The sequence below is a fragment of the Novosphingobium sp. RL4 genome (genome assembly GCF_035658495.1).
Lineage (GTDB): Bacteria > Pseudomonadota > Alphaproteobacteria > Sphingomonadales > Sphingomonadaceae > Novosphingobium.
In genome coordinates, this window is record NZ_CP141945.1 from 927045 (window position 1) to 950556 (window position 23512).

Annotated in this window: 24 protein-coding genes; 11 read left to right on the forward strand and 13 right to left on the reverse strand. The window is 66.5% G+C overall.

Features of this window, described 5'->3' with window-relative positions; translation table 11 throughout:
• Positions 1-28: 28 nt before the first annotated feature.
• The 4 genes from U9J33_RS21250 to U9J33_RS21265 are packed head-to-tail and all read right to left on the reverse strand — an operon-like array spanning position 29 to position 3526.
• Positions 29-1261, reverse strand: a complete 1233-nt coding sequence (locus U9J33_RS21250) for a rhodanese-like domain-containing protein (RefSeq protein WP_324699109.1) — start codon at positions 1259-1261, stop codon at positions 29-31.
• Positions 1258-1878 carry a cysteine dioxygenase gene (locus U9J33_RS21255; RefSeq protein WP_324699110.1) on the reverse strand — a complete coding sequence of 207 codons (621 nt, stop codon included), beginning with the start codon at positions 1876-1878 and terminating at the stop codon, positions 1258-1260. Before U9J33_RS21255 ends, U9J33_RS21250 begins: the two co-directional genes overlap by 4 nt.
• Positions 1875-2684, reverse strand: coding sequence for an ABC transporter ATP-binding protein (locus U9J33_RS21260; protein WP_324699111.1), 810 nt, complete (start codon positions 2682-2684; stop codon positions 1875-1877). The genes U9J33_RS21255 and U9J33_RS21260 overlap by 4 nt, the downstream gene beginning before the upstream one ends.
• A 47-nt stretch (positions 2685-2731) precedes the next feature.
• A complete protein-coding gene (locus tag U9J33_RS21265; RefSeq protein WP_054436716.1) occupies positions 2732-3526 on the reverse strand; it encodes an ABC transporter permease in 795 nt (264 codons plus the stop codon).
• Between the two features lie 278 nt (positions 3527-3804).
• Between U9J33_RS21265 and U9J33_RS21270 the strand changes: the two genes are divergently transcribed.
• From U9J33_RS21270 to U9J33_RS21300, 7 genes are all read left to right on the forward strand, one after another.
• Entirely contained in the window at positions 3805-4638 is an 834-nt protein-coding gene (locus U9J33_RS21270; protein WP_054436770.1) for a LysR substrate-binding domain-containing protein, read from the forward strand.
• 109 nt (positions 4639-4747) lie between these two features.
• Positions 4748-5407: a peroxiredoxin-like family protein gene (locus tag U9J33_RS21275; RefSeq protein ID WP_324699112.1), complete on the forward strand. Its 660-nt coding sequence runs from the start codon at positions 4748-4750 to the stop codon at positions 5405-5407.
• 354 nt (positions 5408-5761) lie between these two features.
• Entirely contained in the window at positions 5762-6796 is a 1035-nt protein-coding gene (locus U9J33_RS21280; RefSeq protein WP_324699113.1) for a sulfate ABC transporter substrate-binding protein, read from the forward strand.
• 40 nt (positions 6797-6836) lie between these two features.
• Positions 6837-7688, forward strand: a complete 852-nt coding sequence (gene cysT / locus U9J33_RS21285) for a sulfate ABC transporter permease subunit CysT (protein WP_197282986.1) — start codon at positions 6837-6839, stop codon at positions 7686-7688.
• Positions 7685-8536: a sulfate ABC transporter permease subunit CysW gene (gene cysW, locus U9J33_RS21290; RefSeq protein ID WP_185999158.1), complete on the forward strand. Its 852-nt coding sequence runs from the start codon at positions 7685-7687 to the stop codon at positions 8534-8536. Before cysT ends, cysW begins: the two co-directional genes overlap by 4 nt.
• Positions 8533-9501, forward strand: a complete 969-nt coding sequence (locus tag U9J33_RS21295; protein ID WP_054436723.1) for a sulfate/molybdate ABC transporter ATP-binding protein — start codon at positions 8533-8535, stop codon at positions 9499-9501. The genes cysW and U9J33_RS21295 overlap by 4 nt, the downstream gene beginning before the upstream one ends.
• Positions 9498-9659 (forward strand): YezD family protein, encoded by a 162-nt coding sequence (locus U9J33_RS21300; RefSeq protein ID WP_082370284.1) that lies wholly within the window; start codon positions 9498-9500, stop codon positions 9657-9659. Before U9J33_RS21295 ends, U9J33_RS21300 begins: the two co-directional genes overlap by 4 nt.
• Here the strand turns inward: U9J33_RS21300 and U9J33_RS21305 are convergent.
• Positions 9656-10093 (reverse strand): MerC domain-containing protein, encoded by a 438-nt coding sequence (locus tag U9J33_RS21305; protein WP_185999159.1) that lies wholly within the window; start codon positions 10091-10093, stop codon positions 9656-9658. The genes U9J33_RS21300 and U9J33_RS21305 overlap by 4 nt on opposite strands.
• 90 nt (positions 10094-10183) lie before the next feature.
• Here U9J33_RS21305 and U9J33_RS21310 point away from each other — a divergent pair, with 90 nt between their 5' ends.
• From U9J33_RS21310 to U9J33_RS21320, 3 genes are all read left to right on the forward strand, one after another.
• Entirely contained in the window at positions 10184-10771 is a 588-nt protein-coding gene (locus U9J33_RS21310; protein WP_324699114.1) for a DUF1826 domain-containing protein, read from the forward strand.
• Positions 10772-10881: 110 nt separating this feature from the next.
• Positions 10882-11394: a CHAP domain-containing protein gene (locus U9J33_RS21315; protein WP_054436727.1), complete on the forward strand. Its 513-nt coding sequence runs from the start codon at positions 10882-10884 to the stop codon at positions 11392-11394.
• A gap of 118 nt (positions 11395-11512) precedes the next feature.
• Entirely contained in the window at positions 11513-13624 is a 2112-nt protein-coding gene (locus tag U9J33_RS21320; protein ID WP_324699115.1) for a TonB-dependent receptor domain-containing protein, read from the forward strand.
• Here the strand turns inward: U9J33_RS21320 and U9J33_RS21325 are convergent, their stop codons facing one another.
• From U9J33_RS21325 to U9J33_RS21360, 8 genes are all read right to left on the reverse strand, one after another.
• Positions 13625-14947: an Hsp70 family protein gene (locus U9J33_RS21325; protein WP_054436729.1), complete on the reverse strand. Its 1323-nt coding sequence runs from the start codon at positions 14945-14947 to the stop codon at positions 13625-13627. It lies immediately after the preceding gene.
• A 142-nt stretch (positions 14948-15089) separates the two neighbouring features.
• A complete protein-coding gene (locus tag U9J33_RS21330; protein ID WP_054436731.1) occupies positions 15090-15713 on the reverse strand; it encodes a YceI family protein in 624 nt (207 codons plus the stop codon).
• A gap of 180 nt (positions 15714-15893) precedes the next feature.
• The gene (locus U9J33_RS21335) at positions 15894-16541 is read right to left on the reverse strand and encodes a YjbE family putative metal transport protein (RefSeq protein WP_324699116.1); all 648 of its coding nucleotides are present in this window, start codon (positions 16539-16541) and stop codon (positions 15894-15896) included.
• A gap of 6 nt (positions 16542-16547) precedes the next feature.
• Complete coding sequence (locus U9J33_RS21340; protein ID WP_324699117.1) at positions 16548-17639, reverse strand: biotin carboxylase; 1092 nt, start codon at positions 17637-17639, stop codon at positions 16548-16550.
• On the reverse strand, positions 17626-18681 hold the full coding sequence (locus U9J33_RS21345) for an AbrB family transcriptional regulator (protein ID WP_324699118.1): 1056 nt from the start codon (positions 18679-18681) through the stop codon (positions 17626-17628). The genes U9J33_RS21340 and U9J33_RS21345 overlap by 14 nt, the downstream gene beginning before the upstream one ends.
• A 54-nt stretch (positions 18682-18735) precedes the next feature.
• The gene (locus U9J33_RS21350; protein WP_054436736.1) at positions 18736-20037 is read right to left on the reverse strand and encodes a CitMHS family transporter; all 1302 of its coding nucleotides are present in this window, start codon (positions 20035-20037) and stop codon (positions 18736-18738) included.
• Between the two features lie 39 nt (positions 20038-20076).
• Positions 20077-21579: an OprO/OprP family phosphate-selective porin gene (locus tag U9J33_RS21355; protein WP_324699119.1), complete on the reverse strand. Its 1503-nt coding sequence runs from the start codon at positions 21577-21579 to the stop codon at positions 20077-20079.
• Entirely contained in the window at positions 21576-22682 is a 1107-nt protein-coding gene (locus U9J33_RS21360) for an ABC transporter substrate-binding protein (RefSeq protein WP_324699120.1), read from the reverse strand. Before U9J33_RS21360 ends, U9J33_RS21355 begins: the two co-directional genes overlap by 4 nt.
• A gap of 111 nt (positions 22683-22793) precedes the next feature.
• Between U9J33_RS21360 and U9J33_RS21365 the strand changes: the two genes are divergently transcribed.
• Complete coding sequence (locus tag U9J33_RS21365; RefSeq protein ID WP_324699121.1) at positions 22794-23459, forward strand: response regulator; 666 nt, start codon at positions 22794-22796, stop codon at positions 23457-23459.
• The last annotated feature ends 53 nt before the right edge of the window (positions 23460-23512 follow it).

Genomic DNA, 23512 nt, shown 5'->3' on the forward strand with positions numbered 1-23512 from the left:
GATGCAATTCTCCCTGAAGGGCGCTGGATCAGATGACGAAGAAGCCGTGCGTGCCGTCGCGCTCCAACTGGGCGACGAGGCCATATTCCCAGTCGAGGTAGGCCTGCATGGCGGCCTCGCGATTGTCGGTGCCCTCGTAAGGACGCTTGTACCGGCCATGCGGTCCGCGCGGCGCGGGAGCGCCGTCCTCGCCCGTCTCCAGCGGCCCGTCGAAGGCATCCGCCAGGACCGACACGTCCCACCCGAGCTGGGCGAGCCAGGAGGCGGTCATGTCCGCGCGGGAGCCGAGGTCGTCGGCCAATACGATGCGGGCACCGCGCACCGGTGCGAAATGATCGGTTTCCTGCACGAGCTGGCCGCCCGGCGCATTGCGGAAGCCCGCCGGGTGCCCGGCCGCGAAATCGGCGGGCTGACGCACGTCGAAGCGGTAGAGCGTGCGGTCGTTCTCGGCGAGCAAGGCCCTGAGATCCGCGCTGTCGATCCGGCGCACTCCGGCGCGATAGGCGACATCGCGGGCGCGCTCGCGGGCCACGTCGATTTCGCCATCGGCGCCCTTGTCGACGCTTTCCTGACGCCCTGTCTCCAGCTTCTGCCCGGCGAGCGTCCAGCCGATCGTGCCGTTGCGCAGCGCGAAAATCCTGTTCGGCAGCCCCGCGTTGATGAGCGACTGGGTGCCGATGATGCTGCGGGTGCGGCCGGCGCAGTTTACGATGATCGTCGTATCGGGATCGGGCGCGGCGACGGGCGCGCGCAGCACGAGTTCGGCTCCCGGAACGCTACGCCCGCCGGGGATGCTCATCGTGGCATATTCGTCGAAACGGCGGGCGTCGAGAATGGCGATATCCGCCTTTTCCTCGATCAGCGCCAGCACATCGGGCGCCGGCAGCGAGGGCGTGTGGCGGCGATGCTCGACCAGTTCGCCGAAAGCCTTGGAGTAGCTGTTCACGTCCTCGAACAGCTCGTACCCTGCGGCCCGCCACCCCGCGAGGCCGCCTTCCAGCACATCGACATGCGTAAAGCCAAGCGCGCGGAACTGGTGCAGCGCCGGTTCGGCCAGCCCCTCGCCGTCATCGTAGACCACGATCTGCGTATCCTTGCGCGGGATGCGCCAGGGCGCTTCCAGTGCGATGCGCTGAAGCGGGATCTGCGCCGCGAACAGCGGATGGCCGAGCGCGAAAAGCGCTTCCTGCCGCACGTCTATCAGCGCGATTTCACGGCGGGCCAGCAGGGCACTTCGAACTTCGGCGGGGTACACGCTCATGCCCGGATCACTCCATTCCAGAGGTTGGGCAGGACCTCGTTCGCATAGCCCGAGATGAAGGGGCGCTCCTCGCCGCTGTCGCGGTAGGTCGCGCGTTCGACTGCGCCAATGTTGGCGCCGTAAACATGGATCGAGATCGAAATGCGGTCCGCGAAGGCATTGGCGACGCGGTGGATATCGCCCACCTGCGGATCGATCGCCTCCACCTCGCCTTCGCGAAGCTGGCCGGTCTCACCCTGCTGGACGAGCGAGCCGTCCGGCCGGCGGCGGAAGTTCTGCACGTTCTCCGCGCCGCGCAGCACGCCCACGAGCCCCCAGACGCGGTGGTCGTGGATCGGCGTCGCCTGTCCCGGCCCCCATACGAAGGAGACCACGCTGAAGCGCTCCGCACTGTCGCAATGGAGCAGGTATTGCTGGTAACGCTCGGGATGCGGCCGCGCGAATTCCTCGGGCAGCCAGCCGCCTTGCGAGACGAGACGGCCCAACAGGGCGCCGCCATGTTCCAGGATCGCCGCCTGCCCGGCCCCGCTGTCGATGATCGCGGCAAGCCCGGTCACGAAACGGCGTAGCGGCCTGATATCCTGCCCCGGAACGACGAGGGAAACCGGCGCGTTCATGCGAGGCCTCCGGCGTGGAGCGCGATGATCTCGGCGGGTAAAGGACCTTCCGATACCTGTCCGCCCAGCGCGCTCAGCAGGCGGCTGCGCAGCCCCCGCGCGACCTGCCCGCGTTCGCCGCGCGGCGCCTCGATGCGCTCCTGCGCGGCGATGCGCCCCCGATCCAGCAGGACGATGCGATCGGCCAGCGCGATCGCCTCGTCCACGTCATGGGTGACCATCATCACCGCCGGCCGGTGCCGGGTCCAGAGCGAGAGCACGAGTTCGTGCATCCGCAGGCGCGTCAGGGCGTCGAGCGCGGCGAAGGGTTCGTCCAGCAACAGCAGGCTCGGTTCGCGCACCAGCGCGCGGGCCAGCGCCACCCGCTGCGCCTCGCCGCCGGATAGCGTCAGCGGCCATGCGTCCAGCCGGTGCCCGAGACCGACTTCGCGCAGCGCGTCCTCTGCTTGCTGCCGCACGTCGCCCTGCCGGAGCCCCAGCGCGACATTGCGCCAGACCTTCTTCCACGGCAGCAGACGGGCATCCTGGAACACGACGGCGCGGGAATCCGGGACGATCACGTCCTGGCCCGGCGTCGGGTCGAGCCCGGCAAGCGTGCGCAGCAGCGTGGTCTTTCCCGAACCCGACCGGCCCAGCAGCGTCACGAACTCGCCCGGCGCGATGTCGAGGTCGAGGCCGGAGATGATCGTGTTGTCGCCGAAGCGGCGCGTGAAATCGCGCAGGCGGACAACCGGCGCAGGACCAACCGGCGGGGCGGGGAATTGCGGCGGCGCGACGCGGGAATAGCCGTTCGGTCGAGCATCCATGGCACGGTTCTCCGGTGCAAGTTGCGTGGGGGATCGGTAGGCGGGGGTCATTGCGAAACGATGCTCGGGCGCCAGACGAGTGCCCGGCTCTCCACCGCCCGCACCAGCGCATCGGCGGCGAGGCCCAGCACCGCATAGATCATCAGGCACACGACGATGATGTCGGTCCTCATGAAGTCGCGGGCATTGTTGATGAGATAGCCGAGCCCGGCCGAGGCGTTGATCTGCTCCGCCACGACCAGCACGAGGATCGCGACCGACAGCGAATAGCGCAGCCCCACCAGCAGCGAAGGCAAGGCTCCGGGCAGGATGACATGCCAGACCAGTTCGGGGCGGCTGAGCCCGAAGCTGCGCGCGCCTTCCAGCAGGCGCAGGTCTACCCCGCGAATGCCGCTGTAGAGGTTGAGGTAGACAGGAAAGATCGAGGCGAAGGCGATCAGCGCGATTTTCGGCGTTTCGCCGATGCCGAACCACACGATGAACAGCGGAGTCAGCGCCAGCGTCGGGATCGTGCGCTTGATCTGCATGAGCGGATCGACCGCCACTTCGCCCTGCCGCGAAAGCCCGGCGACCAGCGCCAGCACCACGCCGATGGTCACGCCGATGGCAAGGCCGATGGCGATGCGCAGGAACGAGACCCAGAGATTTGCCGCAAGTTCACCCGAAACCGCCATGCCAAGCAAGGTGGAGAGCACTTTCGAGGGCGCCGCCAGCGTGCGCTCGGGAATGAGGCCGGAACGCGATCCCGCCTCCCAGGCCAGCAGGAACAGCACCGGCGAAAGCCAGCGTGCGCCTGACAGCGAGCGTTTCAGCGAAAATGGAATCCTGCCGGAAATGGCCATTGTCTTTCTCTTCCATGGAGCAGGCCGGGAAGAGACACGGCATTCTCAACCAATTCAATTGAGTTTTGTGTGCCGGCCTATCAGCACCGCTCATAACGCCGGGAAAAGCTGGAGTTTGCATCGCCGGGCCGTGCCGGATTCGGGGCGAACGCCCCGCCGGCCGCACTGATGGAGCAGACAAGGTTTGCAATCAGCGTCACAAACTCTACTAATTTGGTTGAGAATATGAAGCAGGTTACCCCGCCGCAGCAGCCCACCCATTCGAGAGTGATTCGAACATGCCCGTCAATCTTCCCACCAACCTCCTGCGCAGTTTCGTGGCGATCGTTGATACCGGCTCCATGCTTCATGCCTCCGAGCGGGTCTTCGTGAGCCAGTCCGCCCTGAGCCTCCAGATCAAGCGCCTGGAGGAACTGCTCCAGCAGCCCCTCTTCCACCGCGAGGGCCGCAGGCTGACGCTCACCCAGTCCGGCGACCTGATGCTGGATTACGCGCGCAAGGTGCTGAATCTCCATGACGAGGCCGTAGCCGCCGTCACTGCCGGGCACTTTACCGGGCCGGCACGCATCGGCATGGTGCAGGACTTCGCCGAAATGCTGCTGTCCGGCCTGCTGGCCCGTTTCGCGGAGCTCCACCCCGAAGCACAGCTTTATTCGCGCGTCGCGGGCACTGCCGAACTGCTCGGCCAGCTCGAACGCCGGCAGCTGGACATCGTGCTCGGCTTCGCGGCCAACAACGATCCCAGCGCGATCGCCAGCGCGCCGATGGCCTGGTACGGAAAGCCCGAACTGGCGTTGCAGGAAACCGTGCAGCTCGCCGTGCTCGAACCGCCGTGCCGCTTTCGCGAAGCGGCGATCCGGGCGCTGGAAGATGCCGGGCGGCCTTACCGGATCTCGGTCGAGACACCCAATCTCACCGCGCTGCGCGCTGCCGTCGATGCCGGATTGGGCGTGACCTGCCGAACGCACCTGTTCCTGCGCGAGGCTCCGCTGGAGGATTCGGACCTGCCCGAACTGCCCAACGTCTCGTGCATCCTCCAGACCGCGCCCGGGCTTGACGGGCCGACCAGCCAGCTCGCCAAACTGGCGCGCGAGGTCGTGGCGGCACTCTGAAGCCACGGGCGCTTATTGGAAACTTTCAATAACGGCGGGGCGCTTCTCGTTATTCCTGCCCCGCCCCGCGCCCTAGCTTCCCGATGGACACCCATCAGGAGGAAACAGGATGAGCAAGAGCCTCAAGGAGCGATTCGCCGAGCTTCAGGCGGAACGGGACCGGACGTGGAGCGCCGAGCAACTGGCCCGCAACGCCTTGCAGCGCAGCCTGCTTTCGGAGCGCCACGATCCCGCGAAACTGCCCAGGACGGGCGACGAAATCACACCTTTCACCCTGATAGATCAGGACGGGCACGAACTGACCCGCGACTCGCTGCTGGCCAATGGTCCCGCCGTGCTGGTGTTCTTCCGCTTCGGCGGGTGCCCGGCCTGCAACATCGCCCTGCCCTATTACAACGAGACGCTCTGGCCCGAACTTCGCGCGCGGGGCATTCCGCTTGTCGCGGTCAGCGCCCAGATTCCCGTGGACCGGGCGGTGATCGAACGCCACGGCCTGGGCTTCACCGTCGCCAGCGACCCCGGCTACGCACTCGGCCGCAGGCTTGGCGTGACCTTCTTCCCCGAGGAGCAGCCCGAAGTCGCCCCGGGCGAGAGCTGGATCGGCGCCACTCTGGGAACGCTGAGCTACGAGATCGACCAGCCCGCCGTACTGGTCCTGGGACAGGACGCCAGAGTCCTGTTCTTCGAAGCCAGCCCCGACTGGCTGGACCGTACCGACAGCGCCCCGATCCTTGCCGCCCTTTCCAACGCGCCGGTAACAGCCGCCTAGGCTGCCCCTCACGCGCGCACGGTACCGCTTTCCCGTCCGGTTCCGTGCGCCGCCGGCCCGGCGCAGTGCCCCGGATCGCAGAGCCGCTTGAGTCGGCCGCCTGTTTGCGTGACAATAGGTTGCTGCTCCCTTTGAGGGAGTGGACCCTGTGCCGGCGATGAATCATATGTCATTGAAATTCCTGGCACGCCGCATCAAGCGCGGGGTCCGGCGCGAATGGGCCGCTTGGCCGGTATGTCCGGTGGAGCAGGCAGGCTTGGCCAAAAGGTATGCTTGCCACCCTGCAACTACATATTTAATGTCAACCAATTCGATTGAGTTTAGGCGTAGGCCACCTGACGGGAGACACCATAGATGAATGCCGGAACCCTCAATCGCCGCCTGTTTGTTACCGTCGCCGCGGTGACGGTGCTGGCCGCCTCCCTTGCCGGCTGCTCGGGCGGGAAATCGGGCAATTCGGTCGAGATCACCAATGTCTCCTACGATCCGACCCGCGAACTCTACCAGGCCGTGAACCCGGCCTTCGCGGCTTACTGGAAGAAGAAGACCGGACAGGACGTGACCTTCCGCATGAGCCATGGCGGATCGGGCAAGCAGAGCCGCGCGATCATCGACGGCCTCGAAGCCGATGTCGCCACGCTGGCGCTGGCCTACGATATCGACGTGATCGCCGAGAAGGCCAAGCTGCTCCCGGCCGACTGGCAAAAGGCACTCCCGGACAACAGTTCGCCTTACACCTCGACCATCGTCTTCCTCGTGCGCAAGGGCAATCCCAAGGGCATTCATGACTGGAACGACCTGGTGAAGCCCGGCGTGCAGGTCATCACCCCCAACCCGAAGACCAGCGGCGGCGCCCGCTGGAACTTCCTCGCTGCCTGGGCCTATGGCCGCAAGGCCGGCGGATCGGACGCTGCCGCCGAAACTTACGTGAAGCGCCTCTTCGCGCAGGTTCCCGTGCTCGACAGCGGCGCGCGCGGCGCGACGACCACTTTCGTCGAACGCGGCATCGGCGACGTGCTGCTCGCCTGGGAGAACGAAGCCCTGCTGGCCGAGAAGAAGCTGGGCGCCGGAAAGTTCGAGATCGTGGTGCCTTCCATCTCGATCCTCGCGGAACCGCCGGTCGCCGTGATCGCGGCGAACGCGAAGAAGCATGGCACCGAGGAAGTTTCCAAGGCCTATCTCGAATATCTCTACACACCGGAGGCGCAAGTCGCGATCGCGCGCAATTTCTACAGGCCCAGCGATCCCAAGATCGCCGAACAGTTCGCCAACCAGTTCCCCAAGCTGAACCTCACCACCATCGACGAGGATTTCGGCGGCTGGGGCAAGGCGCAGAAGACCTTCTTCGCTGACGGCGGCGTGTTCGACCGCATCTACTCCAAGAAGTAAACCGCGCTTTCCGGCGCCAGAATCGAGCAGGCCACTGCAGATGCCATCCATGACGACGCGCAAGCCCCGATGGCGTGCGCCCTCCGTTCTGCCGGGCTTCGGGCTGACCTTCGGGTTCAGCCTGGCCTGGCTGTCCCTGATCGTGCTGATCCCGCTGTCCACCCTGTTCCTCAAGTCTGCCGGCATGGGCTGGCAGGCTTTTGTGGACGTGGGCTTTTCCGAACGCGCCCTCACCGCCTATCGCCTGAGCTTCGGCACCGCCATCGCCGCCGCGCTGGTCAACGCGGTGTTCGGCCTGCTCGTCGCCTGGGTTCTCGTGCGCTACGAATTTCCCGGAAAGCGCGTGATTTCCGCGCTGGTTGACCTGCCCTTCGCGCTTCCCACCGCCGTTGCCGGCATCGCCCTCACCGCGCTTTACGCGCCGAGCGGCTGGGTCGGGCAATATCTCGATCCCCTTGGAATCAAGGTTGCCTTCACGCCGATCGGCATCACCGTGGCGCTGGTCTTCATCGGCCTGCCCTTCGTGGTGCGCTCGGTCGAACCGGTCCTTGCCGATCTCGGCAAGGACGTGGAGGAAGCCGCCGCAACGCTTGGCGCCAACCGTGCGCAGACGTTCGCACGGGTCATCTTCCCGGCGATCCTGCCCGCGCTGTTCACCGGCTTCGCGCTGTCCTTCGCACGCGGCGTGGGCGAATACGGCTCGGTGATCTTCATCTCGGGCAACATGCCCGGCCGCACGGAGATCGCGCCGCTGCTGATCGTCACCCAGCTCGAACAATACAATTACGACGGCGCCACCGCCATCGCGATGGTCATGATGCTGGTGTCCTTCGCGGTGCTGTTTACGCTCAACGCCCTCCAGTCCATCCGCCGCAGGAGGCTTGGCGCATGACCCGGAAAACGCGCCGGATCACCCCCGGAACCGAAAGCAGGACCGCGCAAGTACTGCTGATCCTCATCGCGCTCGCCTTTCTGGCGTTCTTCCTGATGCTGCCGCTGGTCGCGGTTTTCAGCGAAGCCCTGAAGCAGGGGATCGCGCCCTTCCTGGACGCCGTGTCCAACCCCGACGCGCTGTCCGCGATCAAGCTCACGCTGATCATCGCCGCGATCAGCGTGCCGCTCAACATGGTCTTCGGCCTCGCCGCAAGCTGGGCCATCACCAAGTTCAGCTTCCCCGGCAAGAATCTGCTGCTCACCCTGATCGACCTGCCGTTTTCCGTCTCCCCGGTGGTTTCGGGCCTGATCTTCGTGCTTTTGTTCGGAGCGCAGGGCCTGCTGGGACCATGGCTTTCCGCCCACGGCCTGAAGATCATCTTCGCGGTGCCCGGCATCATCCTAGCCACCGTCTTCATCACTTTCCCCTTCGTCGCCCGCGAACTGATCCCGCTGATGATGGAACAGGGCAAGGATGACGAGGAAGCCGCGCTTTCGCTGGGCGCCAATGGCTGGCAGACCTTCTGGCACGTCACCCTGCCGAACATCCGCTGGGGCCTGCTCTACGGCGTACTGCTGTGCAACGCGCGCGCCATGGGCGAATTCGGCGCCGTCTCGGTCGTCTCGGGGCACATCCGGGGCGAGACCAACACCATGCCGCTGCATGTCGAGATACTCTACAACGAATACGACTTCGTCGGAGCCTTCGCCGTGGCCTCGCTGCTGGCTGCGCTCGCGCTCGTCACGCTGGTCCTCAAGACCGTGCTCGAATGGCGCTTCGACCTTCACTCGGGAGCAAGGCATTGATCCGCGTCCAGAACATCACCAAGCGCTTCGGCAATTATCCCGCGCTTCACGGCATCGACCTCGAAATCCAGCCCGGCGAATTCATCGCCCTGCTCGGCCCCTCCGGCTCGGGCAAGACGACGCTGCTGCGCATCATCGCCGGCCTCGAATTCCAGGACGAGGGCCACGTCTACTTCAACGGTGAGGACGTGTCCGAAATCCCGGTGGGCAAGCGCAACGTCGGCTTCGTCTTCCAGCAATACGCCCTGTTCCGCCACATGACCGTGGCCGACAACATCGCTTTCGGCCTCAGCGTGCGCAAGGCGAAGCGGCGCCCATCCAAGGCCGAAATCAAGGCACGGGCGCAGGAACTGCTGCGCGTGGTCCAGCTCGAAGACCTCGGCGGGCGCTATCCCGGCCAGCTTTCGGGCGGACAGCGCCAGCGCGTGGCGCTCGCCCGCGCACTGGCCATCGAGCCCAGCCTGCTGCTGCTCGACGAGCCGTTCGGCGCGCTCGACGCCAAGGTCCGCAAGGACCTGCGCCGCTGGCTGCGCGACCTGCACAAGCAGATGGGCCTGACCTCGATCTTCGTGACGCACGACCAGGAAGAAGCGCTTGAACTTGCCGATCGCGTGGTGGTGATGGACCATGGCCGGATCGACCAGATCGGCACGCCCGAACAAGTCTACATGGAGCCCGCGACCGCCTTCGTCTCGCACTTCGTGGGCGAGACCAACCGTTTCCCGGACGGCCGGCATGTCCGCCCGCACGACCTCGCGATCGTGCCCACCGGCGGCGAGGCGGTTCATGTCGACAACGTCTTCCGCAAGGGCAGTGCATGGCGCGTGGAAGGCCGCCTCGGCGGCGGCGACACCATGATCGAAATCGATGTCGCGGCGAACACCACTCCGCCGGAAATCGGGAGCACCGTCCTGATCGAGGCGCGCCGTTCGCGAACCTATTCGGCTGAAGGAAACCTCGCATGACCAGCCCCGCGCCCGGCTCCCCCTCGGACAAGCAGCTTGAAGAGAGCATCGCCAGCGTGCGCGATGCTCTGAAGAACCTGCGCTACGGCAATGTCTCGCTGACCATCCATGACGGCCGCGTCGTCCAGATCGACGTCACGGAGAAGAAGCGCTTCTAGCGCGAAGGGCCGGCTGACTCGCACTCGTTGCAAGGCAGCCGCTTCTGCCAGTTCCAGCCGTGGCCGAGCACCAGCATCGCGCTGCCGGCCACGGTCAGGCCCGTCTCGCCCAGCGGCAGGCCGGCGGGCCATACCGCAAGAACGAGGCAGACGATGCCAGCCCCGCCGACAATGCCCGGCCCGATCGCGCCGTGCCGCCGATAGCCCATCAGGAACGCCGCCAGCGCCGCAGGTGCGACCAGGCCGAGCACGACCACATGAAACGCCTCCGACTGGAAGAATGAGCCGAGCAGGCCGGGCAGGAGGAAGAGCAGCAGCGGCAGCGCAAGGCAGTGGACCATGCAGAGCGCCGAGGCCGAGATCGCGGTGGATTCCACGAAATCGGCAAGCAGCCTCTGTCTCCGGACCTGCCGGACTCCACACTGCTCGCTCATCAACCCGGCTCCTGCTCAATTAAGGTATGTTACAACATTACATTGCTTGTGCTAGATGGGGCCTCCTTCGCAAATGAAAAGGCCTCTCCCGTGGAAAATGATCTCTGTCCTCCTGAAATCCGTCCGCACGGGGCACTCGCGCGGATAGCCCGGCCGGGTACCGACGTTACGCTGTGGGAACGGCATCTCGATGCGGCGCTGGAACAGGAACTGGCAGCCCTGAAACTTGCCGAGCTTGACGACCTGACCTTCGAATGCACCATCCCCGATCTTGCCGCGGGCATTGCGCAGGCCCTGGATGATGCCGGCTATCCGCACTGTCGGGTGCTGCGCCGCGACATCGCCATGCTCGCACGCTGCCATGCCGAGGTACTGGCTGCGGAGCGGATCCGGTTGCGGCTGGAAGTGATCGAGACCGACGCCTGCCGGCGGTTCCACGCCGATTTCGTAACGGTCCGCACGATCACGACTTATCTCGGGCGCGGCACGCAGTGGACGCAGGCCCCCGGTTCGGACTGGCAGCCCGAGATGATCCGCGAACTATCGGCCGGGACGGTGGCAATGTTCAAAGGCCGTCTGCTTCAACCGGAACCATCCATCCTGCATCGCTCACCGCCCATCGCAGAATCGGGAGAATCCCGTCTGGTGCTGGTTATCGACTCGATGGAAGCGCGCTAGGCCGCCTTCACCGTCCGGTTCCCGCAGGCGCGACGAACGGTGTGTCCCGTGCGATCATCTCGCCGGGACGGGGCTACCTCGAAAGTTCTGAGACGATATAACGTCTCTCCATGAAAATGGTTCCCGTGGTCGCCGCCGCCATCCTTTCCCTCGCTGCCCAGATGTTCGCCGCGCCGGCGTTCGCGCAGCATCTGCAATGCGTGCCCTATGCCCGCGCGCAGTCGGGGATCGGCATTCACGGCAACGCGGCGACATGGTGGGGCCAGGCCGAAGGCACCTACAAGCGCGGTCATCTGCCCAAAGCGGGATCGGTCCTCGTCTTCAAGTCCACCTCGGCCATGCCTTACGGCCATGTCGCGACGATCCGCGAAGTGGTGGATGCCCGCCACGTCATGCTCGACCACGCCAACTGGTCCGGCCCCGGCCTGATCGAACGCAGCGCCCTTGCCGAAGACGTGTCCGAAGCGGGCGACTGGAGCAACGTGCGCGTCTGGTACGGGCCGAGCCATTCGCTGGGTTCGCGCGAAAATCCGACTTACGGCTTCATCTACGGGTCCAGCGCGGCAGACGGCACCGAACTGGCCACCGCGAAGGATGACGACGCCCCCGGCAAGGCCGGCTGAGCAGGCAGCGGATATTTCCCGATTGTAACATATTGATAACAGGACAATCGCCCTGTTGAGTAATGTTATCACATCACATTAGAGGAAGCCTCCTTTCCGATCCCAGGGGGTTGTTTCCTTGTCCGTCCGTATCCTGCACCGATCCGCCGTATCCCTCATCGCGCTGATCCCGGCCGCCGCTTTCGCCGAGGCTCCCGCGCCGGAATCGCGCGAAATTCTCGTCACCTCCGCGCCGCTGGAAGAGACCGCGGACGAAACCGCCACGCCGGTCATCACGCTGGTCGGTGACGAACTCGCTCATCGCCGGCAGGGCACCCTGGGAGAGACCCTCGCCGGCCAGCCCGGCATCCATTTCGACAACTTCGGCGGCGGTGCCAGCCGGCCGGTGATCCGTGGCCAGACCTCGCCGCGCGTGCAGGTCCTGTCAGACAGCGCCAATGTGCAGGATGCCTCGGGCATTTCGGCAGACCATGCCATCACCGGCGAGCCGCTGCTACTGCGCGGCATCGAAGTCCTGCGCGGCCCGGCCGCCCTGCTTTACGGCGGCGGCGCGATCGGCGGCGCGGTGAACCTGCTCGACACCAAGATCCCCACCGCCATCCCGGCTAGCGGCATTTCCGGCGCGGGCGAGGCCCGGCTCGGCACCGGGGATGACGAGCGCTCGGTCGTGGGCGGCGTCACCGTAGGTTCGGGCGCTCTGGCGCTGCGGCTTGAGGGCGCGCACCGCGAGGCGGACGACTACCGCGTGCCCGGCGCCTTCGGCGAGCGCCGCGTTGCCGGATCGTGGAACGAAAGCTCCACCTTCACCGCCGGTGGATCGTGGGTCGGCCCGGACGGTTATCTCGGCGTCGCCTATACCCGCGTGACCGGCAAGTACGGGCTCCCCGGCCACAGCCACGAATACGAGGACTGCCACACGCACGGCGCCAGCCTTCACTGCGGGTCTCACGACGATCACGACGACGACCACGATCATGGCGAGGATGACCACGACCATGAGCACGAGGAGGAAAGCATCTTCGTGAAGATGCGCAGCGAGCGGTTCGACATTCGCGGCGAATATCGCGACCCCCTGCCCGGCTTCGAACGGGTCCGCTTCCGCATGGCGCACACCAACTACCGCCATGACGAGATCGAGCACGACGAGATCGCCACCGCTTATCTCAACAAGGCCTTCGACGTCCGCTTCGAACTGACGCACAAGGCCGTGGCGGGCTTCCGCGGAGTCTTCGGCGTCCAGCACTCCGACAGCACTTTCAGCGGCATCCACGCCGTGGTCGAGGACGACGTGACCCGTTACACGCCGTTCGACATCAGCAATACCGCCCTGTTCCTGCACGAAAGCCGCGACTTCGGCCCGGTCCGCATCGAGGCCGCCGTGCGCCAGGAATGGCAGCGCATCCGCCCGCAAACCTCGCTGGCCGCGTTCATGCCCTCCAGCGCGCACGATCCCTTCTCGGTCTCGGCCTCGGCGCTGTGGAAGGTGGCGGATGGCTACTCGCTGGCGCTCTCGCTCGCCCGGTCGCAGCGCGCGCCCAACGTGCAGGAGCTCTACGCCTTCGGCCCGCACTTCGCCTCGAACACTTACGAGATCGGCATGGTGACGGGCCGTACCTTCAACGGCATGGCATCGACCGAAAACCGTCTGGAAACCGGCAAGTCGATCAACCTGACGTTCCGCAAGACCAGCGGCGCCACCACCTTCACACTCGGGGCCTATCACCAGCGCGTGGACAACTACATCTATGGCCAGACGCTGGACCAGTACGAGGAGTTTCGCCTGATCCACTACGTGGCGGCGGATGCGACCTTCACCGGCGTGGACGGCGAGTTGCGCCACCAGATCATGCCGGAACTGGGCGTCTCGCTCTTCGGCGATTACGTCCGCGCCAAGCTGAAGGACGATCTGGGGAACCTTCCCCGTATCCCGCCCGGCCGCCTCGGCACGCGCGTCGATGCGGCAACCGGCCCGTTCACGGCGGAGGCGGAATATTACCGCACCTTCAAGCAGGACCGCATCGCCGACTTCGAAACCGCGACACCGGGCTACGACATGCTCAACCTGACGCTGTCCTACAAGCTCGACCTCGGCACCGACCGCTGGGCCGAACTCTTCGCGCGCGGCACCAACCTGACGAATTCGTTCGCGCTCAACCACGCCTCCTTCGTGAAGGACGCCTCGCCGCTGCGCGGGCGGAACTTCGTGTTCGGCGTGAGAACGGCCTTCTGATCAGTCGGCAGTATCGTCCTGAACGGTCCACTCGCGCAGATCGGGTTCACTCCCGATCAGCGCGAGCCCGTGCGCGATCGAGGTGAGTTCCTCGCCGCTGTCGATGCGGCTTTCGCCGAAGCGGGCCTCGAACATGCGGCGCACCGCCGGGATCAGCGAGGAGCCGCCCGTCAGGAACACGTGGTCGATCTGGTCGGCCGCCATGCCCGCCCGCTGGAGCGCAAGATCGACGGTCTCGGCGATGCGCTGGAGGTCTGGGGCGATCCACTCCTCGAACTCCGCACGGGTCACGTCGGCCTCGATCGAGAGTTCCGGGCTTTCGAAATGGAAGTGCGCGCGATCGTCGCCCGACAGGCTGCGCTTCAGCTTGCCCACCGCATCGTAGAGCGGATAGCCCAGTTCGTTCTCCACCACCGCGATCATGCGCCCGATGGCCGCGCCATCGGTGGCGCTGCGCTTGAGCCGCGCCAGTTCCTCCAGCGTGCGCCGGTTGCGCATCAGCGCAAGGCGGGACCAGTCGCCGAAATCGACGAAGTGTCCGTCCGGAATCTGCAGCACCTTGTCGAACGAGCGATAGGTGCCGCCCTTGCCCAGCATCGGCAGCACGAGACGGTCCATGATGCGGTAGTCGAACCTGTCCCCGGCGATGCCGACACCCGCCGACCCGAGCGGCGTGCAGCGCTTGGCCGTTCCCGGCGCCTCCACCCGCACGATCGAGAAGTCGCTGGTGCCGCCGCCGAAGTCCGCCACCAGCAGCGTGGCCGGATCGGACAGGCGCGAGGCAAAGCTGTAGGCCGCGCCCAGCGGTTCGTAGACATAGTGGATCTCGCTGCCGAGCATCGAGAACATCGCGTCATAGCGTGTCCGCGCCAGCGCCGCGTCGGGCCGTGCGCCGACATAGCGCACCGGACGGCCGACGATGACCCGGCCGGGCAGGTTCCTTGCCGCCTCGCCGCCATGCGCGATGAGATGTTCCAGGAACACGCGGCCCAGTTCCTCGAAGCGCAGGCGCTTCTCGAACAGGTTGGCGCTGTCGAAGCCGGGATTGGCGGCAACCGACTTGAACGATTGCAGGAACCTGCTGCCTTGCGGAAAATCCAGGAATTCGGCGATGGCCCATGGCCCCGCCTCATGCGCCAGGCCGCCCCGCACATCGTCGTCCTGCCAGAAGCACAGCGCCGAGCGGAACACCGAGCCGGTGCCGTCGGGCGCGGCGAAATCGACCAGTCCGGCACCGCCTTCTCCATCGGAAAGGGCCATGACCGAATTGGTCGTGCCGAAGTCGATGCCGACAGTACGCGCGGCGGTCATGCCATCGGACATGGTGCTGATTCCTTGATCGGGGGACGGCCGAGGCCTTTGGCAGGCAAGGCCGCTTCACGCAACCTTGCTGTCCGGCCGCCTCCCCGATCGGCGAAGCTGTTCGGTCAGCTCCGCCCGTCAGCTTGCGCGCGGGAGCGCGAACTCAACTGGTCTTTTCGAAAGCGGCGGTGATGCGGACCTGCACGTCGTCGCTGACAGCGGGCACATACTTCGAGACGCCGAATTCCGAGCGCTTGAGCGTGCCGGTCGCGCTGAAGCCGATCGTGTAGGCCTTGTTCATCGGGTTCACGCCGGCGCCGCCGAACGTCGCGTCGAGGACCATGGGCTTCGTGACGCCATGCAGGGTGACAGTGCCGGAAATGCGCGCGGTGCGCGGGCCGGTCTGCTCGACCTTGCGGGACACGAACCGGATCGTCGGATACGTCGCCGCGTCGAACCAGTCGGCGCTGCGCAGTTCCTCGTCGAGCGTGTCATTGGTGGTCGCGATGCGGGCGACCGGCAGAGACACGTCGAGCGTGGTGGCCGCGAGCGCCTTGGGATCGAGCGAGAGCGAACCGGTGGCGCCGGGGATCGTGCCGAAGAAATCGTTGAAACCGAAGTGGTTCACCGCGAACTGGGCAAGGGTGTGGTTGCTTTCGACCTTGTAGGTTCCGGCCTGGACGGCTTCGGGCGCAGCCGATGCCTGCGCCGTGACGAGAGAGGGCGCCACGGCGAGCGCGGGCGCGGCAGCGGCCAGCAGAAGGGCGGTGAACGAGACGGTCTTCATGGGAGCTCCAATGGATGGGCGCGGCGGGAATGGCCCCGGCCGATCTTGGCCGTGGCTATGCCGCCGCTCCCCCATCGGGATAATCCCTTGATTTGGGTAATATCTTTCAACCCGGAGTTGAAAATGCCCCGGATCGAAGCGAAACGCCGGGCGCCGATGGCAGGCGCCCGGCGTGCCGTGTCAGAACAGCACGAGCAGACCGCGCGAGGGGTCTACGAGGCCCTCCCAGATCATCTTGCCCGCGACATAGAGGATCACGAGCAGGCCGACATAGGCGATCCAGCGATAGCGTTCGATCACGCGGGCCAGCAGGTTCGCGGCAAGACCCATCAGCGCGACCGAGAGGATCAGGCCGATCGCCAGAATGCCGGGATGGTCGCGCGCGGCGCCGGCCACGGCCAGCACGTTGTCGAGGCTCATGCTGATGTCGGCTACGGCCACCGCCCAGGCGGCGGCGGCAAAGCTGCGCGGCGCGGCCTTGGCGACGGGATCATCCTCGCCGCCGACATCCTCGCGCAGTTCGCGCCACATCTTCCATGCCACCCACACCAGCAGCAACCCGCCCGCGAAGACGAGGCCGACAACCTGCATGAGCTGCGTCACCACGAGCGCGAAGCCGATGCGCAGGACCAGCGCGGCCAGCACGCCGATCAGGATGACCTTGCGGCGCATCGCGGCGGGAAGTCCGGCCGCCAGCGCGCCGACGACGATCGCATTGTCTGCCGCCAGCATCACGTCGATCAGCACGACCTGCCCGAAGGCGGCCAGCGCGGCGGGCGAGCCGAGGTTGGAGAAATCGGCAACGATGTGCTGCCACAAGTCGGTCATGTGGTGTTATCCCTGTTGGTCTTGGGTATTCCTCCAGGCGCCGCGCGCGGCGGCGAGGAGGAAGTCCGGATAGCTCCAGCCGCAAGCGGCGGCAGCCATTGTGGAGAGGCTGTCTTCGTCCTCGCGGCCCGGCCGGCCGGAGCCGGTGAGGTTGGGCTTGGCGTTGACGTCGAAAAGGAAATAAGTGCCATCGCCGTCGGCGCGGCAGTCGATCCGCATGGTCGCGCGGATTTCGAGAAGCGCGGCGGCCTGTTCGCAGGCGGCGATAGCCGCGGCGATGGCAGGATCCGCGCATTCCCCCAGGGTCAACGCCGCACTGTTGCGGCTGACCGGAACATCGCCGTTATAGGGGGCGACATCGTCGAACTGGTCGAAGCGCCGCACCGGCGGCAGGGCGAAAGGCGCGGTCTCGCCCGAACGGCAGGCGGCAGGCATCACGGTGATGGTGATCTCCTGACCCGGCAGGAACTGCTCCAGCATGATCGACGCGCCGAACCGGCGGCTTTGCGCCAGATCGCGGACCTGCGCGGCCAATTGCGCGCGGGTGCGGGCCACGCCCACGCCCTGGCTGCCGCGCCCCCGCAGAGGCTTCACCACGATCGGCACCCGGTCAGCGAAAGGGGCAAGCTGGGCGTCCAGATCGCCGTCGCCATCGATCAGCCACGAACGGGCGACCGGCAGGCCGGCCGCCAGCAGCCGCGCATTGGTGGCCGCCTTGTCGTCTATCGCCTGCATCGCCTTGGGATCGGGGCCGACGATCCAGGCCTTGCGGCTTGCGTCCTCGACGGGATGCCCTGCGAAGACCACGGTATTGGCCCAGAGCAATGTCGCGCCCGCATCCAAAGCAGCGGCGATGCCCGCCTCGGTATCGGGCCAGACCCAATCGAAGACCCGCGCGGGATCGGGATCGGCCACCGGCGTCGCCAGCGTGCAGCCGGCCGCTAGCAGAGCCACGCCGATATCCGCGCCGCTGTCGGAATAGCCGCCGGGCTTGGCCTCCTTGCGCGCGCCGCCGATCACCGGCGGTTCGAGCGCCTGATAGAGGATGGCGATGGTCTGTTCGCCCGGTGTCTGTTCGCCAACGTCAGGCGCGGTCATTGGTGGCTCCCATGATGCGGAAGGACAGCGGCGCGCCGACAATGACCAGCACCACCCGCACAAGGTGGTGCACGATCACGAAGCCCGCCTCCAGCGAGAGGCTCAACGCGACCATGCTCATTTCCGCCACCCCGCCGGGCGAATAGGACAGCGCGACGAGCGCCGGATTGAGCCCCGTAGCCCAGCCGATCGCAAAGGCCCAGACGAAGGTTATCACCAGCAGGATCGCCGTCGATCCCGCCGCCAGCAGCAGCGTCCGCGCGAGCGTTCGCAAGTCGAGCCCGACAAAGCGGCAGCCGATGGTGGCGCCAAGCCCCACCTGGGCGGCGGCGATGGCCCATGCCGGAATATGGAAATCGGAAAGGCCGGTCAGATGAACCAGCGCGCTGACGAAGAGCGGCCCCATCAGGTGCCACGCGGGCAGGCGCAAGGCGCGGCCGATCACGCTGCCGGCGATCACGCAGCCGAGCCCCCAGAGCAGCAGCGGCCAGCCGGTCGCCTCGGTAACCAGCGGCGCGGCAAGCGGCGGGGCGTGGACGTCCGCCTCGAACGCGCGGATCAGGAAAGGCAGGATGAACACGACGAGGAAAATGCGCGCGCCGTGGATCAGGCCGATCATCCGCTCGTCCGCGCCGCGCTCGGAGCCCATCAGCACCATTTCGGCAATGCCGCCGGGCATTCCGGCGAAGTAGGCGGTCGGCGGGTCGAAGCGGGCGACACGGCGAAAGTAGATCACGCAGAGAAACGCCGCGCTGGCAAGGAACAGCGGCAGCAGCGCGATGGGCACGATCCATTCGGACGCCTGTTTCATGAGGCCGGGATGGAAGGCGCTGCCGAGCACGACGCCGATCACCGCCGACATCGGGCGGCGGGTGGCGGAGGAGGCGGCGATGGGCAGACCGGCGATGCTCCCCGCCGCGCAGGCGGTCATCGCGCCCAGCACCCAGGGCAGCGGCGCGCCGATCGACCAGAACACAGCGCCCCCCGCCGCGCCAAGGGCAAGCGCGGCAAGGAAGCGCAGGATCATCGCTGCCTTCGTCATTGCGAGCCCCGCAGGGGCGCGGCAATCCGGAGCGGGAGCTGGCGCAACACCGAATTACCCCACGAACGGGAAGGCCAGCACCATCATCCCCACCAAGGTCATCACCAGGCAGCACAGCGCCGCCGGGACCAGCGTGAAGCGCTGGTGATCGGCAAGGTCCACGCCCGCAAGGCTCACCAGCAGGTAGGTCGAGGGTACCAAGGGGCTGAGCAGGTGAACCGGCTGGCCCATCAACGAGGCACGGGCGATGGCCATCGGCTCCACGCCGTAATGCGCGCCTGCCTCGGCAAGGATCGGCAGCATCCCGAAGTAGAAGGCATCGTTGGAGATGAAGAACGTGCCCGGCAGGCTGATGAGCGCGGTGATCGGCGCCATGTAGGGGCCGAGGAACGGCGGGATGAAGTTCACCACCTCGCGGCTCATCGCCTCGACCATGCCGGTGCCCGACAGGATACCGGTGAAGATGCCCGCCGCGAAGATCAGCGAGACCACGGCCAGCACATTGCCCGCATGGGCGGCGATGCGCTCCTTCTGCTCCTTAACATGCGGGTAGTTGGCGATCATCGAGATCGCGAATGCCAGCATCATCAGGATCGGCAAGGGCAGCACGCCCCAGACCAGCAGCACCAGCAGCGCGGCGACCAGCGCGGCGTTGAACCAGATCATCTTGGGACGGCGCGCTTCGGGCCACTGCGAGACGGCGAAGTCGGCCAGCTCCTTGGGCGTCGCGGCTTCGACGCGGCCGATGCGGCGGCGTTCCTTGCGGCCGAAGTGGATCGCCAGCACCACCAGGAAAGCAAGGCCCGCGATCATGCCCGGAATCAGCGGCACGAACAGCGTCGAAGGATCGAGCTTGAGCGCGCTGGCGGCGCGGGCGGTCGGCCCGCCCCAGGGGGTGAGGTTCATCACCCCGCTCGTCACCATCAGCAGGCAGACGAGATAGAGCCGGTTCATGTCGTAGCGCTTGTAGAGCGGCAGCATGGCGGCCATCGTGATGATGTAAGTCGTCGATCCGTCGCCATCGAGGCTGACGAGCGCGCAGAGCACCACCGAACCGATCAGGATCAGCATCGGATCGCCGTGGACCAGCCGGATCAGGCGGCCCACCAGCGGATCGAACAGCCCGGTGTCGGTCATCGTGCTGAAGAACAGGATCGCGAAGAGCAGCATGACGCCGGTGGGCGCCAGCTTGGTCAGGCCCTCGATCATCATGTCGCCAAGCCCGGCATGGAAACCGGCGAGCAGAGCGAACAGCGTGGGCACGACGACCAGCGCGACCAGCGGGGTCATCCGCTTGGTCATGATGAGCGTCATGAAAGTGGCCACCATCAGGAAGCCGATAAGGGCGAGACTCATGATTGTCCCCGAATGTCTGTCATGGATGGATGGGACGGATCAGAACGTGACGCCGACGCGGGCGGTCAAAGTCTGTCCATCGTCTTTCCCGGTATAGGCACCGGCGGTATTCTGCGTGTTCCAGTGGATGGCGTTGACCTGGAAACGGGTGAAGCTGTTGAGATACCAGTTCACGCCCAGCGTCGCCGCCCAGCCCTGTGCAGGGGTGACGATATCGTCGAACTCGAGGTTCTCGTAGCGGGCCGTCAGCTCGATCGCGCCGGGGCCGCCTTCGAAGACCGGGCGCAGCACCTTGGGCTGGCCGAAGCTGCCGAGGCGCGGATTATAGGGAGGCAGGTCTCCGGTCAGGAACCAGCCGCCCGAGACGCTCCACGCGCGGGTCACGAAATCGGGGCGGCCGTTGTCGAGCCGGGCATGGCGCTCGCCCGCCTCGCCCATGACCCACAGCGGGCCGGAATAGCCGCCCAGTTCCACGCCGTAGCCGGTGGTGCCGGTGCCGCCGGTCAGCGTGCCGGTGGAAAGCCGCAGGCCGCCGTTGAAACGCCCGCCGATCACGGTGTTGCGCGTCAGGGTGTTCTTGCCGGGGTGGAGCATCTCGTCGAAGCCCCAGATCCCGAGGTGCAGCACCTGGCGGTCGGACTTCACCGGGTTCCAGTGCGCGCGGGCGAGCACGGTGCGGTTGTCGGAAGTGCTCTGGTCGCCGTCGATACGGTCTCCGGTGACGGTCAGCGAGGCGTGGCCGGTCTTCCAGAACAGGCGCGGCATGATGCCGAGGCCGTAGAAGGCGCGCTGCGGGATGATCGCGGTGGCAACCACCGAGCGTTCGGTGAACGGCGTCGAATCCGAGCCGGTCGAGCCTTCGAAGCTGCGGTCGTTGAACAAGTGGCCGACGCGCACGTCATAGTCCATGCCCGGCGCGATGCGGTTGCGCCAGCCCATGAAGGCGGTGACGACGTCCACTTCGTTTTCCGAAAAATCGGTCTCGAACTGATAGAAGAAGTGCGTGCCCACGGTACCTTCAAGACCCATGCGCAGCGCGCGCATGCCCGTGGTAGTGAGGTTGCGCCCCGCATATTTCGAGCCGGTGGATGTGCTGACATCGGTGATGATGCGCCCGCGCGGCTTGAAGCTGAACATGCCGTCTGCCGAGTGGAATACCGGCAGGCCCGCGCCCCATTCGGTGCTCACGCCCGAGGCCGAGACGGCGGCGGCGCGCACGCGCTCGATATCGCGTTCGGCCGGGCCGGGAGGAAGGAGCTGCGGCGCATAAGGCTGCGTCACCGCCACTTGGGGCGCGGCTTCTGGAGCGGCGACAGGCGATTGCGGTGCTGCGGCCACGACCGGGGCGGCCGCTACCGGGGCACCCGAACCCTGAACCGGCGAACCGGCTTCCAGCTTCTCCACGCGTTGGCGCAGGGAGGCGATTTCGGCGGCCTGCGCCCGCACGAGTTCGGCAAGATCTTCCCTGCTGGGTTCCTGGGCCAGCGCCGGGGTCGCCGCGATCAGGGCGGCGAGGGCTGTGCCCGCTGCAATGACTTTCATCTGGTCTTTTGTCCGGAGGCGAGGATCGCGTTCCAGTCGCGCAGGAAGCGCTCACGGGTCAGGCGATCGAGGTTGACGAGAAGCTGCGGGCCAACGCGCACGGGGCGGGCCTGACCGGCAGGAAGGCGGTGCGAAGCGGGAACGTCCGTACGCACGGGCCAGAGGCTGTGCCGGGCAAGCTGGGCCTGACCGGCGCGGGAAAGAAGGAAATCGAGGAACAGCCGCGCGGCGGCCGGATGGCGCGCCTCGCGCGAGATGAAGGCGATGCGCGAGGTGACGATGGTATAGTCGCGCGGGAAGACCACGCCGATGTTCGGATCGCGCCGCGCCCGTTCGAGCGCGTAAGAGCCGATCACGTTGTAGGCCATCGCCAGTTTGCCCGAGGCAACGCCCTGGAGCATTTCCTCGGTATGCTTCATGAGCACCGGGCGCGTCGCCGCCATCGCTTCCACGAGGCTGCGGGTATCGCGGGTGATCTGGAAATCCTGCGAAAGGTAGAGATACCCGACGTTCGAACGCGCCGGGTCGAAAGTGGCGATCTTGCCCATGAAGGCCGTGCGGCGCTTGCGAAGAAGCTGCTCCAGCTGCTGGTGGCTTTGCGGCACGAGCGCGGCCGGCACGAGCTTCTTGTTGTAGACCACGCCGATCGGCTCGGCGGTGACGCCGAATCCCATGTTCTTCCACACCGCGGCAGCGGGCAGCGCCGGCTTCTCCGGGCTGGCATATTGCTGCGCGTACCCGTCGTTGATGAGCTTGACCTGCTGGTCCATCGCCGAGGACCAGACGATGTCCGCCGAATATTGCTTCGCCCGCGTTTCGGCGGTGTAGCGGCGATAGAGTTCGGCCGAACCGAGATCGGCATAAAGCACCTGGATGCCCGGATAGAGCCGCCGGAACGCGGCAACGACCGGGACCATCTCCGCCTTGTCGGCATTGGCGTAGATTCGCACGGTGCCTTCGGCCTGGGCATCGGCGATGACGCTGTCGTAGGAACGCGGATAGCCGGCCGGGCGCTCGGCCGGGCGCCGGGCCTCGGCAGGCGCGGTCATCGCGGGAAACGCGACCATCGCTGCAAGTGCCAGAACCGTGATGAAGCTGCGCATTCCTGTATCCTCTCGCTTTCCGGGTCTCATGTCGGATAAGCTGATGGACATGCCCTACGATCCGAAGCTGTCATCCACCTTTCACCAAAAATTGTCCGCCGGGCCGCTCCCATGCGCATCCTGATCGTCGAGGATGACGCCCAGCTCGCACGCGGGGTGGTCTCGCTGCTGCGGGCGGCGGGCCATGCGATCGACCATGTCGCCAGCGGCGAGGACGCGCTCTCGGTGGCGGCGACCGAGCCCTACTCGCTGGTCATCCTTGACGTGGGCCTGCCCGATATCGATGGATTCGAAGTGCTCGCCCGGCTGCGCGCGCGGGGCGAGCAGGTGCAGGTGCTGATGCTCACCGCCCGCGACGGGCTGGACGACCGGGTGCGCGGGCTGGATCTCGGCGCGGACGATTACTTGCGCAAGCCTTTCGAAGTGGAGGAACTCGAAGCCCGCGTTCGCGCGCTTGGCCGCAGGCGCGGCGGCGATGCGGCGCCGGAAGTGCGGATCGGGGCGATGACGATCAACCGTTCTACCGGGCGCGTGGAAGTGGGAGAGCGGCTGGTCGAATTGCGCCGCCGCGAATGGGCGGTGCTGGATGCACTGGCAGCACGCGCCGGGCAGATCGTCTCCCGCGAGACCTTGCAGGCCGAAGTGTTCGGCTTCGACGATCCGGTCGGTTCCAATGCGCTCGAAGTGAACGTCACGCGGCTGCGCAGCAAGCTTGCGCCGGACGGCCCGGCCATCCGCACGGTGCGCGGCGTGGGCTACATGCTCGACCGTTCGTGACAGCGCCTGCCGCCCAGCCGCGCGCGGTATCGCTTCGCCTTCGCCTTGGCATC

Excerpts from the sequence above, each read along its gene's own strand:
- U9J33_RS21250 (WP_324699109.1), bottom strand. The coding sequence starts at position 1,261 with ATGAGCGTGTACCCCGCCGAAGTTCGAAGTGCCCTGCTGGCCCGCCGT.
- U9J33_RS21255 (WP_324699110.1), bottom strand. The coding sequence starts at position 1,878 with ATGAACGCGCCGGTTTCCCTCGTCGTTCCGGGGCAGGATATCAGGCCG.
- U9J33_RS21260 (WP_324699111.1), bottom strand. The coding sequence starts at position 2,684 with ATGGATGCTCGACCGAACGGCTATTCCCGCGTCGCGCCGCCGCAATTC.
- U9J33_RS21265 (WP_054436716.1), bottom strand. The coding sequence starts at position 3,526 with ATGGCCATTTCCGGCAGGATTCCATTTTCGCTGAAACGCTCGCTGTCA.
- U9J33_RS21270 (WP_054436770.1), top strand. The coding sequence starts at position 3,805 with ATGCCCGTCAATCTTCCCACCAACCTCCTGCGCAGTTTCGTGGCGATC.
- U9J33_RS21275 (WP_324699112.1), top strand. The coding sequence starts at position 4,748 with ATGAGCAAGAGCCTCAAGGAGCGATTCGCCGAGCTTCAGGCGGAACGG.
- U9J33_RS21280 (WP_324699113.1), top strand. The coding sequence starts at position 5,762 with ATGAATGCCGGAACCCTCAATCGCCGCCTGTTTGTTACCGTCGCCGCG.
- cysT (WP_197282986.1), top strand. The coding sequence starts at position 6,837 with ATGCCATCCATGACGACGCGCAAGCCCCGATGGCGTGCGCCCTCCGTT.
- cysW (WP_185999158.1), top strand. The coding sequence starts at position 7,685 with ATGACCCGGAAAACGCGCCGGATCACCCCCGGAACCGAAAGCAGGACC.
- U9J33_RS21300 (WP_082370284.1), top strand. The coding sequence starts at position 9,498 with ATGACCAGCCCCGCGCCCGGCTCCCCCTCGGACAAGCAGCTTGAAGAG.
- U9J33_RS21305 (WP_185999159.1), bottom strand. The coding sequence starts at position 10,093 with ATGAGCGAGCAGTGTGGAGTCCGGCAGGTCCGGAGACAGAGGCTGCTT.
- U9J33_RS21315 (WP_054436727.1), top strand. The coding sequence starts at position 10,882 with ATGAAAATGGTTCCCGTGGTCGCCGCCGCCATCCTTTCCCTCGCTGCC.
- U9J33_RS21325 (WP_054436729.1), bottom strand. The coding sequence starts at position 14,947 with ATGTCCGATGGCATGACCGCCGCGCGTACTGTCGGCATCGACTTCGGC.
- U9J33_RS21330 (WP_054436731.1), bottom strand. The coding sequence starts at position 15,713 with ATGAAGACCGTCTCGTTCACCGCCCTTCTGCTGGCCGCTGCCGCGCCC.
- U9J33_RS21335 (WP_324699116.1), bottom strand. The coding sequence starts at position 16,541 with ATGACCGACTTGTGGCAGCACATCGTTGCCGATTTCTCCAACCTCGGC.
- U9J33_RS21340 (WP_324699117.1), bottom strand. The coding sequence starts at position 17,639 with ATGACCGCGCCTGACGTTGGCGAACAGACACCGGGCGAACAGACCATC.
- U9J33_RS21345 (WP_324699118.1), bottom strand. The coding sequence starts at position 18,681 with ATGACGAAGGCAGCGATGATCCTGCGCTTCCTTGCCGCGCTTGCCCTT.
- U9J33_RS21350 (WP_054436736.1), bottom strand. The coding sequence starts at position 20,037 with ATGAGTCTCGCCCTTATCGGCTTCCTGATGGTGGCCACTTTCATGACG.
- U9J33_RS21355 (WP_324699119.1), bottom strand. The coding sequence starts at position 21,579 with ATGAAAGTCATTGCAGCGGGCACAGCCCTCGCCGCCCTGATCGCGGCG.
- U9J33_RS21360 (WP_324699120.1), bottom strand. The coding sequence starts at position 22,682 with ATGCGCAGCTTCATCACGGTTCTGGCACTTGCAGCGATGGTCGCGTTT.
- U9J33_RS21365 (WP_324699121.1), top strand. The coding sequence starts at position 22,794 with ATGCGCATCCTGATCGTCGAGGATGACGCCCAGCTCGCACGCGGGGTG.